General features: G+C 40.3%; 16 protein-coding genes and 3 pseudogenes. 12 read left to right on the top strand and 7 right to left on the bottom strand.

The features are described from left to right. The first annotated feature begins 225 nt into the window (after window positions 1-225). Window positions 226-747 carry a DUF7226 domain-containing protein gene (locus FHQ08_RS11630; RefSeq protein ID WP_230914548.1) on the top strand — a complete coding sequence of 174 codons (522 nt, stop codon included), beginning with the start codon at window positions 226-228 and terminating at the stop codon, window positions 745-747. 474 nt (window positions 748-1,221) lie between these two features. Here the strand turns inward: FHQ08_RS11630 and arsC are convergent, their stop codons facing one another. The 5 genes from arsC to FHQ08_RS11605 are packed head-to-tail and all read right to left on the bottom strand — an operon-like array spanning window position 1,222 to window position 5,476. Then, entirely contained in the window at window positions 1,222-1,638 is a 417-nt protein-coding gene (gene arsC / locus FHQ08_RS11625) for an arsenate reductase (thioredoxin) (protein ID WP_004563097.1), read from the bottom strand. Between the two features lie 22 nt (window positions 1,639-1,660). Further along, complete coding sequence (arsD, locus tag FHQ08_RS11620; RefSeq protein ID WP_230914547.1) at window positions 1,661-1,996, bottom strand: arsenite efflux transporter metallochaperone ArsD; 336 nt, start codon at window positions 1,994-1,996, stop codon at window positions 1,661-1,663. Window positions 1,997-2,032: 36 nt separating this feature from the next. Next, window positions 2,033-3,328: an arsenic transporter gene (locus tag FHQ08_RS11615; RefSeq protein ID WP_003582109.1), complete on the bottom strand. Its 1,296-nt coding sequence runs from the start codon at window positions 3,326-3,328 to the stop codon at window positions 2,033-2,035. A 42-nt stretch (window positions 3,329-3,370) separates the two neighbouring features. Continuing rightward, window positions 3,371-5,101 carry an arsenical pump-driving ATPase gene (gene arsA, locus FHQ08_RS11610; protein ID WP_202860989.1) on the bottom strand — a complete coding sequence of 577 codons (1,731 nt, stop codon included), beginning with the start codon at window positions 5,099-5,101 and terminating at the stop codon, window positions 3,371-3,373. 51 nt (window positions 5,102-5,152) lie between these two features. Then, window positions 5,153-5,476 (bottom strand): ArsR/SmtB family transcription factor, encoded by a 324-nt coding sequence (locus FHQ08_RS11605; protein WP_003582114.1) that lies wholly within the window; start codon window positions 5,474-5,476, stop codon window positions 5,153-5,155. A gap of 72 nt (window positions 5,477-5,548) precedes the next feature. Here FHQ08_RS11605 and FHQ08_RS13060 point away from each other — a divergent pair. The 5 genes and pseudogenes from FHQ08_RS13060 to FHQ08_RS11585 form a co-directional block, all read left to right on the top strand. Next, window positions 5,549-5,656: pseudogene (locus FHQ08_RS13060) on the top strand (ArsB/NhaD family transporter); the annotation flags it as partial. Window positions 5,657-5,711: 55 nt separating this feature from the next. Then, a pseudogene (locus tag FHQ08_RS11600) lies at window positions 5,712-6,053 on the top strand (Tn3 family transposase); the annotation flags it as partial. A 175-nt stretch (window positions 6,054-6,228) separates the two neighbouring features. Continuing rightward, a pseudogene (locus FHQ08_RS11595) lies at window positions 6,229-6,405 on the top strand (helix-turn-helix domain-containing protein); the annotation flags it as partial. A 131-nt stretch (window positions 6,406-6,536) separates the two neighbouring features. After that, a complete protein-coding gene (locus tag FHQ08_RS11590; protein ID WP_230914546.1) occupies window positions 6,537-7,586 on the top strand; it encodes a ParM/StbA family protein in 1,050 nt (349 codons plus the stop codon). Between the two features lie 2 nt (window positions 7,587-7,588). Further along, the gene (locus FHQ08_RS11585) at window positions 7,589-7,864 is read left to right on the top strand and encodes a hypothetical protein (RefSeq protein WP_003625713.1); all 276 of its coding nucleotides are present in this window, start codon (window positions 7,589-7,591) and stop codon (window positions 7,862-7,864) included. Window positions 7,865-8,473: 609 nt separating this feature from the next. On the opposite strand, the gene FHQ08_RS11580 is transcribed toward FHQ08_RS11585, so the two are convergent. Together FHQ08_RS11580 and FHQ08_RS11575 are read right to left on the bottom strand one after the other, a co-directional pair. Continuing rightward, the gene (locus FHQ08_RS11580) at window positions 8,474-9,196 is read right to left on the bottom strand and encodes an SLAC1 family transporter (protein WP_230914545.1); all 723 of its coding nucleotides are present in this window, start codon (window positions 9,194-9,196) and stop codon (window positions 8,474-8,476) included. 70 nt (window positions 9,197-9,266) lie between these two features. Further along, complete coding sequence (locus FHQ08_RS11575) at window positions 9,267-10,337, bottom strand: acyltransferase (protein WP_230914544.1); 1,071 nt, start codon at window positions 10,335-10,337, stop codon at window positions 9,267-9,269. Between the two features lie 173 nt (window positions 10,338-10,510). Between FHQ08_RS11575 and FHQ08_RS11570 the strand changes: the two genes are divergently transcribed. The 6 genes from FHQ08_RS11570 to FHQ08_RS11545 all read left to right on the top strand — a co-directional run bounded on the left by FHQ08_RS11570 (window position 10,511) and on the right by FHQ08_RS11545 (window position 16,043). Next, complete coding sequence (locus tag FHQ08_RS11570) at window positions 10,511-11,245, top strand: glucose 1-dehydrogenase (RefSeq protein ID WP_230914543.1); 735 nt, start codon at window positions 10,511-10,513, stop codon at window positions 11,243-11,245. Window positions 11,246-11,328: 83 nt separating this feature from the next. Next, on the top strand, window positions 11,329-12,705 hold the full coding sequence (locus FHQ08_RS11565; protein ID WP_230914542.1) for an FAD-dependent oxidoreductase: 1,377 nt from the start codon (window positions 11,329-11,331) through the stop codon (window positions 12,703-12,705). A 251-nt stretch (window positions 12,706-12,956) separates the two neighbouring features. Then, window positions 12,957-14,123: a cation:proton antiporter gene (locus tag FHQ08_RS11560; protein WP_230914549.1), complete on the top strand. Its 1,167-nt coding sequence runs from the start codon at window positions 12,957-12,959 to the stop codon at window positions 14,121-14,123. Window positions 14,124-14,177: 54 nt separating this feature from the next. Beyond that, window positions 14,178-14,444, top strand: coding sequence for a hypothetical protein (locus FHQ08_RS11555; RefSeq protein WP_230914541.1), 267 nt, complete (start codon window positions 14,178-14,180; stop codon window positions 14,442-14,444). A 143-nt stretch (window positions 14,445-14,587) separates the two neighbouring features. Then, window positions 14,588-15,415, top strand: a complete 828-nt coding sequence (locus FHQ08_RS11550) for an ABC transporter ATP-binding protein (protein WP_230914540.1) — start codon at window positions 14,588-14,590, stop codon at window positions 15,413-15,415. Next, window positions 15,405-16,043 (top strand): hypothetical protein, encoded by a 639-nt coding sequence (locus FHQ08_RS11545; RefSeq protein ID WP_230914539.1) that lies wholly within the window; start codon window positions 15,405-15,407, stop codon window positions 16,041-16,043. The genes FHQ08_RS11550 and FHQ08_RS11545 overlap by 11 nt, the downstream gene beginning before the upstream one ends. Window positions 16,044-16,309 lie beyond the last annotated feature (266 nt).

The raw sequence follows: 16,309 nt of genomic DNA, 5'->3' as shown, positions 1-16,309 counted from the left end.
ACAACAAACGTCGCCAAGAAACACTTAACGGCATGACCCCCAACGAATATGGGTGCCATGCCGTTAAGAAAAGTGCATAAGCATTTTAATTATTTAAGTTGTCTACTTGACACGGAGTAGTTCCATCTTACACATGCAGACAATGTCTACGCTTTTCATGTATTTGAATTCACAGATCCGAACAACTATTCAAGTATTCGACGTGTTAAACAAGTAAATTTCATTGTGGATCAAAGCTTGGCTATTACTCTTGAAAATGTTAAACAAATCAGTAAGGATAGTCCTAATCTGAAAGATACCATCACATTTCCACAAGCAGATAGTCTTACGCGTGTTTTGGACATGCTGCAGCATTTACGGACTCCTAAAGATAAATTTGAATTAGGTAGTGACTACCAGTTTAATGAACGACAAGGTGATTATTATGGAAACGCTCTTCGTTATCTAGGATTTGCTAGCAAAGTTGAAAGAAAATTTGAGTTGACAAAACTAGGAAAATACGTTGCCGATTTACCTAACTCTGATAATAGAAATAAAATTATTATTAAACAAATCCTATCAACCAAATGCTTTAATTTAATATTCGTAAATACTCTTCATAATGGTGGTGAATTTGATAATGATTATATCGATCATGTCTTATTAGACAATGCTATGTCTGTGCGCAGTAGTACAACTGCAAAAAGACGACGTAGCACTGTGAAAAACTGGCTTAACTGGGTTTTAAGCACTGCTACTGCAGAATAGATAAGGAGCTGTATACATTGCTTTCCTAACTCGCAAAATTCTAAAGAGTTAACTGAACTGGAAAGGTCCCTGCATATCTAATCGCCAAGTGTGATGTAACTTAAGGTTATGTCACACTTTTTTGTTTTTTAATTACTGTTACTAGAACAATTCACACTAAAAATAAAAGTTACTCTTGATTGATCATACAGCCGTTAGGCAATTGATATTTATATTGTGCCTTTGCTCAATTTGAAAGTGACCCATTCTTTCCCCGTACACGAGAAGACAAAAGCTATGACAGAGTTTATATTTTTATTTAAGTAAGGGCCAACCAAAAACTTACACAAATACAATTAGAACATAAAGGGGTTAATGGAACATCCATACGAAAAGTAGCGGTAGGAAGCCGAACACTCAGAATGTTTGTTATCTGAATATACGGTTTTTTACCGCTATTTTAAAATTCGTATTGGTTACGGACCTACTGATTCCTCAGAGGTTACCGACTTTTGCTAAGTCAATAATCTGCTGCTCAATTTGATCTCTGACCTTCCGAAAAACTACTATTCTATCCTGTTCGGATCCAGCTGCTAAAGCCGGGTCTGGAAGTGGCCAATGCTTTTTCTTGACCGTTGGTGGGGTGACTGGACAGCGATCACGAGCGTCTCCACATAAGGTGACAACTAGGTCACTGTGAAGCAAATAATCGGGATCAATTAACTTTGATGTTTGCTGGGAAATATCTATTCCTTTTTCAGCCATAACTTTAACAGCCAATGGATTCAAGCCATGCACCTCGACTCCCGCACTGGCAACGCGCCAATCATTGCCTAAAATTTTTTTAGCGAATCCTTCAGCCATTTGACTTCGACAAGCATTTCCAGTACATAGAAAATAAATTTGTGTCATCATTAATCCTCCATCTAAACTATTAGTGAACCAAAGCAGCTACTAAATCCATGTCTAAGTAACTGCTAAACTCGTTAATGGTTGGGTATTCACCGGTTTTTACCAACTGACCATCCACTAACGTAATTGGTAAAGCATTTATACCCTGACGTTTTAGTTCTTGGGCAACAATCGGATTTCGAACAAAGGCATCGGGGTTCTGGGTTAAATTACGACGAATGAACATGGCCTGCCCCTGTGCATTCACACTGACATACCGCTGAATGGCCGTTGTTTGAATCAATTCCTTATCAACGCTGGGACCACAAACACCGGTTGAACAACACATTGCTGGTTCAAAAAGCTCTATTTTTTTCATTCTATTCATCTCCAAAGTAATTGTGATTTATATTTTCTAACCAAAAATCGATAATGATAACCAGAGGCCACATAGGGTAATAAACAACACTGGGATCGTGGTTACAATTCCAATTTTAAAATAAGTCCCCCATTTAATTTTAACTCCCTTTTGAGCTAACACATGTAGCCAGACTAATGTAGCCAAAGAGCCAATTGGGGTAATCTTAGGTCCCAAATCTGAGCCGATTATGTTTGCGTACACTAACGTATGATGGATGAGCCCTGAAACGTCAGCGCCTTTGATTGATAGTGCATTAATCATGACGGTCGGCATGTTATTCATTAATGACGATAAAAGTGCTGCTAAGTAGCCCATGCCCATTGTGGCAGCAAACCGACCACCTTTTGCGATTTCGGTAATGACACCTGATAATAATGTTGTTAGACCAACGTTCTGAAGGCCGTAGACTACGACATACATACCGATTGAGAAAAAGACAATGTTCCAAGGAGCTCCTTTAATCGCTGCCATCGCATTAACATGGGAACTTCTTTGACCAACTATCAGAAAAATAGCCGCAATACTCAGTGCGATAAAGGAGACGGGGATTCCTAAGAAACCGCTACTAAAGTAACCAATCAATAGGAGGATTAAGACGACCCATGAAAACTTGAAAAGTCGCTGATCTTTTAGTGCAGAACTGGGTTCCGCAACCTGAGTGGCATCAAATTTTCGTGGCAATGCTTTTCGAAAGTAAAGATACAGGATACCAATACTACCTAACAGCGAAAATAGATCAGGAATCCACATTCTTAACGCATACGCTGAAAAGGAAATTCCAAAAAAGTCTGCAGAGACAATATTTACCAAGTTACTAACAATCATTGGTAAAGAAGTGGTATCGGCAATAAAGCCACTGGCAATAATAAAAGGGAAAACTTGCTTTTCATCAAAGTGTAAGGCACGAACCATTGCTAAAACAATGGGGGTAAGAATCAGAGCAGCCCCATCATTAGCAAAAAGGGCAGCAACGACGGCGCCTAAGGTGGTCACCAAAATAAACATGCGAATACCGTGACCGTTTGCCCAGCGAGCCATGTGTAAGGCGGCCCATTCAAAAAATCCGATTTGATCTAAAATGAGTGAAATCAGAATAATAGCCACGAAAGATAAGGTGGCATTCCAGACAATTCCGGTAACTGTTCCAACATCTTTAAAACTCACCACGCCAAACAATAATGCTAAAATTGCACCACCAACGGCTGTCCATCCAATTGATAATCCTCTAGGTTGCCAGATAACGAATAATAATGTGAGTAAGAAAATTCCAACGGCAAAAAAGACTTGCATGATACCTCCTAAACTGATTAATTATTTTTTTCCTTTAATTAATTAAACCGTTAAAAGCGTTTTTTCGTAATTTGGTTGCCATTGCATAACAGCAAAATGATTATTCGAAAGCTCTTTTACCTGATCAATCCATTTAACTTCGCTTTGCACTCGAGCCAGCAAACATGGATCAGTGGTTTGAGTTGCCAACATACTTTGGTTGACCACCCACCAAGTATGAGCTAGACTGGCTCGCTTCAAATCGTCATCTAACCGCATTGATTCATAAACCGGCGTGGCTTCTGGTAGCGTTACCATAACAATTTCAGTTTGCTTAGGATCTTGTAGTCTTGGTAACAGATTAACGACTGCTTGTGGGACGCTGCCGGAAGTATGGGCAACTTCTTGAGCATAGCTTTGGGTCGAGTTTAACAGTAAGAGTGTATGACCAGTCGGAGCCGTATCAACCACAACGACGTCACTATCATTTTGGGCGACTAACTCAGCAAAAGCTCGGAAGACAGCAATTTCTTGAGTACATGGTGAACGCAAATCTTCAGCGACATAATCAACATCATTAGACTTCATGGTCTTTTTAGCAGTAGTGAGAACTTCGTTTTGATATTCTTTTAAAGACTTTTTCTCATCAATATGGCTCACCTTGATCAGCGGACTTGTGATTTTGAAGTATTTCAAATGATCAGCTGGGTCAGTGGTAGCCAAGTGCACGGTTTTGTGTTGAGCAGCTATCTTTTGGGCAATTTGAACGGCAACGGTTGTTTTACCAACGCCACCTTTGCCCATGGTGAAGATAATTTTTTTATTTGACTGCACTAAATTCTTCACGACAACATCCAGATCAGGAAAGTGACTAGCAGTAACCGGTTCCTCAGTGATTTGCGGCTGCTGGTCTTTCAATAGTAGTCGTAAATTAGCTAATCCCAATACGTTGTATGCTCGCAATGGGATTGCTAACTTGGGTAGCTGGTCTAAAGTGACTGGCATATTCTGCAAATCAGCTTGCTGTTGTTTAAAAATAGTCTGAGAAACTGCGTCGGTTGGCTGATTTAAGATACCGTTAATGATTAGTTGCTGGTTCTTAATGTTTAAGGCTGCCAACTCATGTGAAGCGCGTTGTGCCTCCAGAAGGGCGCCTTTTTGTGGTCGGGTAACTAAAAACAAAGTCGTCGCTTGAGGATTGCCTAAAGTTTCAACCGCTTTTTGATACATAGCTTTCTTATCATTTAAGCCAGCTAGTTGGCCGATACAGGATGCACCACGATCATTCTTATCCAGGTAATTACTCCAAGCAGAAGGCAATTGCAGCATTCTTAAGGTATGGCCGGTCGGCGCGGTATCAAAAATAATATAGTCAAATTGCTGATTAATCTTGGAACTAGTTAGAAAGTTGGCAAATTCATTAAATGCAGCAATTTCAACCGTACACGAGCCTGATAATTGTTCAGCCATATTCTGAATGGCTTCTTTGGGCAACACGCCTCGATAAGGTTGAATAACCTGCTCGCGATACTCGTTCGCAGCAATGACCGGATCAAAGTTGGCAGCAAACAAACCGGAAATGTTTGGAATCGGCTTTGGCTGATTGGTTAAACTAACTTTAAAAACGTCCTGCAAGTTACTAGCTGGATCAGTGGAAACGATCATAACTCGGTGACCAGCATCAGCTAAGCTAATTGCAGTGGCACTGGCAACCGTGGTTTTGCCAACCCCACCCTTGCCGGTAAAAAATAGGTACTTGGTTAAATTAATCTCTTGTGGCGAATACTTTTCCATCATTTTTCAGCTCCTTACATAGACACGTGTCTATGTATTACTTAAAAAAACTTAATTGGCAACATCTTTTTCACAATCAGACCGTTGGCAAAGGCAGTGCTCATCAGCGGCTAACAGTTGGTCGGTATTCTGTTTAAACTCTTGGACAAACCTTTTTTGTAGGGAATAGTGTTGCCATTTCCCGTCCTTTACCGCAAACACAATACCTGCATTTTGCAAAACCTTCATATGATGAGACAAAGTGGGTTGAGAAAAATCAAAATGCTGGAGGATATCACAAGCACAAAGTGATCCACATGAAAGCAGATCAATGATTTTTAGGCGGTTCGGGTCAGCCATTGCTTTTAGCATTTGAACGTAATTTTGATAATCCATTTTTTCTCCTTCCATTACATAGACGATCATCTATGTATAGTATAAGAGCTACTCCAATGGCTTGTCAACTTTGTTAAAACTAAATGGGGGACTTATTTTAAAATTGGAATTGTAACCACGATCCCAGTGTTGTTTATTACCCTATGTGGCCTCTGGTTATCATTATCGATTTTTGGTTAGAAAATATAAATCACAATTACTTTGGAGATGAATAGAATGAAAAAAATAGAGCTTTTTGGAACAGCTAAATAAAGGTGAAGCTCGGCACGCGCTTTGTCGAAACATCTTTTATGGTCGGAAAGGGAAGCTTTATCAAACGTATTTTGATGGTATGGAAGAACAACTAAACGCTCTCAGTTTAGTCACGAATGCTATTATTTATTGGAATACCGTTTACCTGGAAAAGATTGTGACGCAGATGCAATCAGAAGGGTTTGATTGTTCTGACGACATGATCGGCAAATTATCGCCACTGATGTTTGAACACATTAACTTTGTCGGTAAGTACACGTTCCAATATAATGAAGCGTTAGAAAATGGTCATTTAAGACCATTAGATGAAGCAGACGAAAAATAAGATTGTTCGGTTTTTAAAGTCTACCGCTACTTTTCGTACGAATGTTCCAGAGCTCTTTTTAAATAAAGCCAATATAAAAAATCAGAAACGCTGTTAAATCAACGTTTCTGATTTTTTGTTCGGGATCTTACCGCTACTTTTCGTATGGATGTTCCATTGACCCCATAAACTACTTCAGCAAGGTAAATATCATGGCCGCAAACCCCAATACACCCAAGACGATCCCCGCTTGCAACATGCTTTTAAGCTCTATCAAGGTGGTATGAGTGATGTAGATGTTGCCCGTAATACCGGCATTAAACGAACGACCTTTATCAGGTATCGAAAGAAATACAAGATTAAACGAAAATGACTAACAAAGCGGTGCTTTTTGTAATGCAACTTAATTTAGTTGCATTTTTTGTGATTCTGTTTATTTACAAATAGCATGTAATGTGGTATTTTGTATATACACAATATAATGCAAATAAAGGAGAATGCTTTATGGATATTTTTAGCTTAGATTTAGGAAACAAACAGACCAAATTAAAAAGTAGCAAAGCTGAATATGTACTGCCTTCAAGATATTTAAACCAAGCAGACATGCCGATGTCAGTTGGCAATTCTACAATGAATAATGACCTACACACTTATTCAGTCCCTTTTAGCGACGATAAGTACGTATGGGGTCGAGATATTGACGGACTTCACCTTGACGAATATTTAGCGGATACAATCATGTATGGTGCTCGATACGATAGTGAAGCATTTAAATTACTAGCCAATTTTGCGCTGGAATTACTAGCAAGTGATTTCAAAGCGGCTAAAGATCAAGTTTTAGAAGTAGTCGTCACTGCTGGACTTCCAACTGGAGATTATGCTGACCAAGGACAATTAAAAGCTTTATTAAAAGTCTTAGAGGGCCAACACCAAGTTACTATTGACGATAAAATCGTGACGGTAAGAGTTCGTAAAGTTTATATTTTGCCCCAACCAATCGGCACCTTATATAACGAATTACTAGATGATGAAGGCTTTATCCAGAATAAAGATCTATTAGACGAAAAAGTCGGCATTGTTGACGTAGGCGGTGGAACAATACTGATTGATACGATTTTAAACTTTGAGCTAAGTGGCAAAAATCGCCATCAATTTAATACCGGCGTAAATGATCTATATGAAGCCATTGCCAACGGGATTAATGGTGATACTAGCCTTTATCAATTAGAAAAAGATTTACGAATGGGAAACCAGCAACATCATTGGAGCTACCGATTTTCTAAAAATCGTCAAGATGATATTACTGATTTGGTTTGCAAGGAAATTGACCGGTTTACCCGGCGCTTAGTTGCTAATGTAACTTCAACGTTAAAGAACCTTAATAGTATTGATACTTTGTTCTTTACCGGTGGTGGAGCCAATTTGCTTAACCAAAAAATCTTGAATACTACTTTCACTAACGCAGTCATTGTTAAAAATACAGAAGTTGCTAATGTTAACGGCTTTTATAAGTACGGATTAAGTCAACAAGCTCAAAATGAAGGGAGCAAGTAATCATGGGAAAAGTTAAAACCTTGAACGTCCGACTAAATCCCGAGAAAATTGTCGACAAAGAAATCCTTGATTACTTTGATAAATCATTAATTCCTAAAACCACACTTGTTAAAACCGCTTTAATTCACGAAATTGAACGGTTAAAGGCTCAAGGTGATCCTTATGTTAAAGATGAACTAAAAGCTCCAGAAGCACCTAAAAATAGCACAGAATCACCATCTGATTCCAAAGAACGCTTGCAAGGAGGATTTAATGCCTTTTCAGACAATGATATTTAGAAAAAAGCTGGCAAAATATACAAAACCAAATAAAGTTGCCGCTAGGTAAGCGCTATGCTAGACTAAGATTAATTTAACAACCGAATAAAGAGATCAAGCTAAACAGAAAAATCCCAGATTCACGAGGAATCAGGGATTTTTGGTTTAGCAAGTAGCTACAGGACAGCTACTTAGATTCAGTCGATTTAGACCTGCAAGTTAAAATCGACTGAACATTGTTCTTAATTTGTAGGTTAATTATACCGCAAACCAGTCCAAAAGGACAAGTTAAGGATAGTTAAAAAACAAATTAAATCCAATGGACTAAGTAGCTAACTGGAGCTATTTAGTCCATTTTTTGTTGTTAGAAATTAAAAAAGTTGCCGAATGGGCAACCAAGAATAGACACATGCTGGTGAAACTACAAAGCCGATCACGACCAATGTTCGCTTTGTAATTCAGTTAGAGCATATCAGATTTGTATTTTAAAGCAAATCAAATGTTTTAGCAACTCTCTTTTGAGACAGCGTGTGTCAGTCAAGAAAGGGAGTTTTTATTATGACACAATTTAATTTTATTCAATCACAAAATGCTTATGGAACTAAGTTTTTTCAACTACCACAGGTATTATTATATGGCGCGCTTCATATAGTAGAGTGCCACAAGGTAAAGTATCTGTGACAAAACAAGTAAGCCTGCAATGATGACCATATGATAATGTGTATAACTATTTAAGTAACCGGCTAAACATAATGAACCCGGTGCTGCAATAACCGTTAATAACGGCTGACTTGAGTGTTGAACCCGCGGATACTTGAGCAAACGTAGAATCACAATAGGTAGTAAAAATAAGTACAGAATCAAGGCCAGATTCAATACGTCAATGCCTAATTGGCGGTTAAAGTGAGCTGCCGTTAGTGGTACCACACCGATCCCCACATAAACGATGAACCAGCTTGGTAAGATGTCAGTTAATTTTAACTTTTTAGTCAATACGAAGCGACCGGTGAAATAAATAAGCAATAAGAATTGAATGATAACACCAAGGTACCAAATAGTGGTGGCAACCATGCTGAGCATTTTTATCTGATTTAAAAATACCGCAAGTACCATCATGGCCATTGAAAAATTAGGTGCAACAGCAGCAATGGTTGGTTGTTTTAAAGCAGCTTTACTGTTCTGGGGTCGAAAAATCAATTTGGCTATTACAAGGCTCAAAAATCCTAGGGCAAAAATACTTAACGCATCACCCACCAATGGTAACTGATAACTTTTGGCAAGCGTACCCAAGGATGCGATGGCCAGAATCAAGCCACAAACGGGAATAGGTAATTTATCCAAAAAATATTGCAAAAAAATGATCTCCTTACATAAACTTTACCCATTCTATACCTTGTTCCAATTATTTTCCAACCGTGGTCAATTAGCGATCGTATTCACCGGCTAATAGGAACCTCACGATGGGGATCTTAGTGATTATCCAGATGATGCTTAGGGATAGCGTAGTCGCGATAACAAAATTAAGGCTTAATTGTAAGGTGATCGGCAAGTGCCACCAGGTATATAGGGGATCGGTAATTACTAGAACAATAAGGTTGTGGATCAGGTAGACCCCATAACTCAATTGCGCTAACGAACGGATATGGTGCTGCGTCCGGGCTGAAAGATTAAAGTCGACTTTTTGCCATAATAAAAAGATACCCACGGATAGGAAAAGTATGGGTAAAGATTGAACGTAATCTTTGAAGTGGTCATTATATTGATGCATTTGCAAACTGGCACCGTAAGTTTCAAGCGTGACTAATAAGACGAGCAAGCAATTAATCAAGCATAAATGCCATTTCTTGAGTTTGGTTAAACCGTAAGTCCGCAAATAATAGCCTAAAACAAAATAACCTAAGTAACCGCCGACTAAGGCCCAATAACTATTGAAGTTAAAGGCGACCTTGTAATTTTGCGGCACATAAGTTGCAATAGTTGGTAAGACACTGTTGGTGATCAGCCAAATGAGTAAAAAATATTGAAGCATTTTTTGCGACAAAGCTGTGATTGCTTGTCTGAGAATGGGTGAGAGGATATATAGCACAAACATGGGATACATGAACCACAGAGCTTCAGCAGTGGGGACATTCGGCATTGCAACGATGGCCTGCCAAAAGGATTGAGGTGTTAACGTGTGTTTATAACGACCATACACTAAAATGGCGATGATCGACCATAGTAAAAAAGGCATAAATAACTTTAAAATTCGATGCCGCCAGACATATTTCAGGTCGGCAGTGCGGCGGCTATGTAAGAGCAACGCGCCAGAAATCATGAAGAATAAAGGGACTGCTGGGGTGGCGATAGTAGTCAATAAATTAGCAATATGCCAACTGCTGGTACCAATTTTATCCCGGAGTGGGACAGCGCTGACATGTAATAAGATGACACCAAGCATTGAAATGATCCGAATGAAATCGATGTAAATGATACGTTGTGACTTTTCTACCATAAGACATATTCCTTGCTACATTAAAATTTATGAACCTATCTATTGTAGCATAAGCGGTTGGATTGATTGTGGCGGTGGTAATGAGAAATTGTACAATTGATTTAAAGTTGTAATCGTTTTCTTAAGGCTTGCCATCTTGCTATAATAACCTTAATAGCTAAGGAGGGTTTAAAATGGCACGTTTAAAAGATAAGGTTGCAATTATTACCGGTGCTGCCCAGGGCATGGGCGTGGCGCATGCGCGTTTATTCGCTGCTGAAGGTGCGAAAGTTGTTTTGACAGATATTAATGATATCAATGGGGCCAAATTAGTCGCTGAACTTGGACAGGATAAGGCTTTATTTGTGAAACAAGATGTCACGCAGGAAGTGGATTGGAAAAAGGTCATCGAAGCGACCATGACAAAGTTTGGCAAAATAGATGTGCTAGTGAACAATGCAGGTGTGACCTCAGCACAATCGATTTTTGATCTATCCGTTGCTGATTATGAAAAGATCTTTCGAATCAACCAGCTGAGTGTTTTCCTGGGTATGAAAAATGTTGCCGCCCAAATGCGTGAACATGGTGGTTCAATTATTAATGTTTCCTCGATCAATGGCCTAGTTGGCGGTGCAATTGGCTATACCGACACTAAATTCGCGGTTCGCGGAATGACGAAAGCGGCAGCGATTGAGCTAAGTCAGTATCACATCCGCGTAAATTCTGTTCATCCGGGCGTGATTGATACGCCGATGATTCATCAGTCGGATACTGAAGCTCAAGTTGCTCAATTTTTACAAATGGTGCCCCTTAAACGTGCGGCTAAGCCAGCGGAGGTTTCAGAGCTGATTGTCTATTTGGCTGCGGACGAATCAAGCTATACTACAGGTGCAGAGTTTACTGTAGACGGCGGCGTAACGGCCATGTAACGACTGAAACTTAGGCGTTAGTTTTGGCTTAGCGAGATGCTTTTAGATATAATTAGCGTACAATATTATTTGGAGGCAAAACGATGACCAAGATAGTTGTCATTGGCGCGGTGGCCGCGGGCACCACTGCCGCGACAAAAGCACGGCGCAATGATCCAGAAGCTGAAATCACAATTTATGATCGGGATATTGATATCTCTTACGCCATTTGCGGTATTCCCTACGCCGTTGGTCACGAAGTCGCCAACTTTGATCAACTGACCCCCCGGGACCCCCAATGGTTCAAACAAAATTATCAAATTGATCTAAAGACACGCCATGAAATCTTGGCAATTGATAGCAATAAGCAGACCTTACAGGTGAAAGCATTAGATACTGGTGCCGTTTTCACAGATCACTATGACTTATTGCTGCTGGCAACGGGCGCTCGTTACGGCATCCCAACCGCTTTTAAAGATATTGACGCTGATAATTTATTTCATGTGCGCAACGTGCAAAGCGGCCGTGAACTGGCAAGTTATTTAGCGTTGCATTCAATCAAAACAGCTGCCGTTGTTGGGGCTGGCTATGTCGGTTTAGAGATGACAGAACAACTCACGAAATTAGGCATTCAGGTGCAAATCTTTCAACGCAGTGCTCACATTCTTGGTAATTTTGATGGCGATATGGCTGAAATCGCTGAGACCTACGCACGTCAAAAGGGCATTTCACTGGCGTTGGCCGAAACGGTTACCAAGACCCAAGTACAGAATGGCCACATCATTGGTTTAGATACGAATCAGGGGCAGCATTATCAACCAGATATCGTGATTTTGGCTGCTGGCGTCAAACCAAACACGCGCTTGGCGGAAAGTATTGGTGTCAAGTTAGGCACGACCGGCGCAATTGCGGTCAATGATCGCTTCCAAACCAATTTGCCCAATGTTTATGCAGTGGGTGATGTGGCTGAAAGTTTCTCTGTCATTGATGGGCGCCCGCTTTGGAAACCGTTGGCAACAACGGCCAACAAAATGGGTCGGATTGCTGGTGATGCGATGACGGGTGGTTCGCTGCGACATCGAGGCATTTTAGGGACGAGTATCTTACGCTTCTTTGATTTAACAATTGCTCAAACCGGCTATACTGAAAAAGAAGCCCAAGCAGCCGGATATGATTTTCTAGTTTTGAAAGATAAGAAAACGAATGTTCCAGATTATATGCCTAAGAGTCAGACCATGACTTTAAAAACACTGGCAGATAAAAAAACGCATCGTATTTTAGGTGCACAGATTATTGGTGGCGCTGGTGTGGATAAACGAATCGATGTGTTGGCCACGGCTATGACATTTAAGGCTAAGGCGGAAGATTTATTCCACTTAGATCTGGCCTATTCGCCAGCTTTTGATACCACCAAAGATGCCGTGTTATATACTGGAATGATATTGACAGATCAGCTTGCGAGCGAGACAAAAGGCGTTTAAGCACTAACAAAAATGGCGATGAATGCGATTTTTCCATTCAAGTGATTTGTCGTTAGGTGAATTCAGTGCCTTTTGAAACGCGTTTAAATCAAAAAATCTTAGTATATTCGACAACACAATAAGAATCATTTATAATATAAAGTAAGTAAATAGTTATTTCGGTTGACGTAAGCTCAAGGTTATCGGCTTTCTCTGGGGTGAGAGAAGGCGGTTTGAGTTTGCGTTTTTTTGCGTGGAAGGATTGGATGCAGATGACATTTCTTGGTATTTTAGCTTTGATTTTAATTGCGACATCGCTAGTAGGACATTTTAGCGCGCGTATTGGGATTCCCTCAGTGATTGGGCAGCTTATCGTCGGTATTATTTTAGGACCGGCATTATTGAACTGGGTGCATCCTGATGAATTTATTCATATCTTTTCGGAGATTGGAGTCATCATCTTGATGTTTATGGCCGGCATCGAGAGTGATTTGGGCTTATTAAAGAAATACCTCAGACCCAGCTTTATTGTGGCTATTTTAGGTGTTGTTCTACCCGTTTTGGGCACTTTCGGTGTAGCTGAAATGTTTCAAATGAACTTTAAAGAAAGTATTTTTTTAGGTGTTATATTCGCCGCAACTTCAGTATCGATTTCTGTTGCCGTCTTGAAAGAGCTTAATGTGTTATCAGGTAAAGCAGGCGCCACAATTTTAGGTGCCGCCGTGGTGGACGATATCTTAGCCGTCGTTATTTTGTCAGTGATGGTTAGTTTATTAGGTGGCACTGCCGGTGATGCCGCCAGCAATGGTCCAGGCTTACTAGTGACTTCAGTGGAACAAATTCTTTATTTTATTGCCATTTACTTTGTGGTCAAATTCGTAGCGCCATTTTTTGCCAAAATCGGAGAGCGACTATATTTACCGGTGGGACAAACAATTATGGCTGTCATTTTGTGTTTTGGCATGGCTTATATTGCGGATCTCATTGGTTTGAGTTCTGTAGTTGGCGCGTTCTTCGCTGGTATTGCGATTTCCCAAACTTCGGCTAAGCAGGTGGTAGATGCCCATATTGAGCCCATCGGTTATGCGGTTTTTATTCCGGTTTTCTTCGTTAGTATTGGCTTGAATATGAAATTAGATGGCATAACTAGCGATATTTGGTTGATCGTAATTTTGACAGTTGTGGCGACCATTACGAAGTTGGTGGGTGCAGGTCTGGGGGCTTACCTATCCAAGTTTGATTTACGAACGTCTTATATGGTCGGGGCCGGGATGGTTTCTCGTGGAGAAATGGCCTTGATCATTGCCCAAATTGGGTATCAAGCAAAGCTGATTTCCAGTGAATATTATGCGGCGATTATTGCGGCGATTATTTTAACCACATTACTCGCGCCATTCTTATTGAAGAGTGCCGTGAAGCGTCAGCCAGAAACCAGTTAGGATAAGAAATGTATCTTTTGGCGACAATTATGAGGTGATCAATGGGCCAAACGAATGAATTTTCCTAAATATGAGAGGTTATTGTTTCATTCTGTCCCGATTTTACTTGCTGGTTATACGTTATCAGCACCTCGTGTTAATTCTAGGTATGCCGTTCTGGTGGCAACGCTTGGCTTAGGGATTCCAATTCTAATTATCGGTTATTTAGTTTCAGAGTATTTTCGCCGAAAATTAGACAATCGTAAATTGCTCGTTTTTTTAGTGGTATTCTTCATCGTACTAGTGGCGCTAGGATTTATAGTTGGCGCACAGATAAGTTAATACCGGTAAATAGATAGAGGTTAGGATAAAATCAGTATTTTGTTTCTGGCCCTTATTTATTTTGCGCTCGCTTGTTAAAACGACTATACTGAATTCAAATTCTAGACGTAATGTAATCAATTATTGTCAATATGAGGTGTATGATGGGGGAACCAATCGAAATTCAGCAATTGACAAAGCACTTTGGCAAACACAAGCTATTCAAGCAAGTTACCTTTACATTCAAACCCCAGACCACATACTTAATTACTGGGCCCAATGGTTCAGGAAAATCGACTTTGTTTAATATTGTGATGGGGTTGATGGGTGGCATTAGTGGCACGGTGCATACGCATCGGTTGACATTTGCCTATGCCCCCAGCCAATTAGAGCAACGCCCACAAACCGTTGCACAGTTTTTGCGAGCGTTGATTGCGGTTGATGTATCACCCCAACAAGCACGCCAAAAGTGCCAAACACTACTAACTATTTTTGGCTTACAGTCATACAGAAAGACTAAAATGATGGATCTCTCAACGGGGACCCGACAAAAGGTAAATTTAGTTCAGGCTTTCGTGCAGACAGCTGACATTTTAATGCTGGATGAGCCTTTAAGCGGGCTAGATAAAACTGCCCGTGAGCAATTGATCCAGCATTTACAGCAGCGGGATGATTATCAGAATATTTTGATTGCCAGTCATGAAATTCAGCCGCTATTGGTCATTAAGCCGACAATTTTACAAGTCGCAGGTGGTAAATTAGTACCCCAAACTGCTACAAAAACTAGAACGGACAGAGACCATCAAGCTTATCAAATTCAAGTCACTGAAGCGACACCCATGCGGCAATTACCCGAGACAGTCACTGCCGAGATGATTATTGAAAGAACTGCGCGGACGTTGGTCTTACGCGTTCCCGCCGTTCAGAGTGATCAATTGGTTTTAGAACTGATCCAAACAGGTTTTCATTTGGAGGTTGTGCATGCGATCTAAACTATTTGCCCCAAGTCGCTTTTTATTAGGCCTATTAAATCACAATATGCCTGTTTTAGGCGTAAGTTTGGTTTGGGTCGCTATTGTCGCGCTATCTTTTACCACTGGACCCCAGTGGTTTGCGCCGAGTTTGATCAGTTTGGCAACTTTTTTGTTTATCGGGCAAGCTTTGGTGGCTTATAGTATGAATCACAAGTTTGATGATCAACTTCAAAGTTTATTTTGGCTGCGGACTAAGCACTATTCAAATTTAATTTTTACCAAATGGTTGGCAGATTTAACTGTTGGCCTATTATTGGCTGGCTTTGCCGTTATCTTTGCGTTAGTGCGGCAGTTCAGTTCTAATGGGCAATTCTTTGGTAATACTTTTTCAAGTAAAGCCCTATTGTATGCGATTGGTGTGTACTTACTTTGCTTGCTATTAGGCACGGCACTAGGGTCGCTCTTCCAACGGGCAAAGCTGATTTCTGTCCGGATTTCAGCGGGGATCATGTTAGTGTTAGCGTTGTTCGGCACAATCTCCGCTTATATCCAGCAAAGCTATCCTTGGTTTAAATATATATCTTGGCTACTGCCAACAATTGGCACACACTTGACTGAAATGACAGCCAGTAAACGGTTAGTTTAGTCACAATTAGGATTCTTTTGCTTGGCAAGTTTGCTATATACCAGCGTCCTTTTTATCCTAGAATGGTTGGACTACCGCCAGCATAAATTGATTCGCAGCCTCTAATTTTTAGCTTAATAAAAAAATGAGTCTCTCAATAGGCTATACTCCTACTTAAGTAGACAGGTAAATAATTAAAACCTGTTTGCTTAGGAAGGAGTATTTTTTATGGGCCGAAAAGGTTCCAGATATTCTATTGATGAGAAACTTCATTTCATTGGCCTACT

The sequence above is a fragment of the Agrilactobacillus fermenti genome, from assembly GCF_021030645.1.
GTDB classification, from domain to species: domain Bacteria; phylum Bacillota; class Bacilli; order Lactobacillales; family Lactobacillaceae; genus Agrilactobacillus; species Agrilactobacillus fermenti.
The sequence above is the reverse complement of the archived record's forward strand: the minus strand, read 5'-3'. Positions and strand labels throughout refer to the sequence as shown.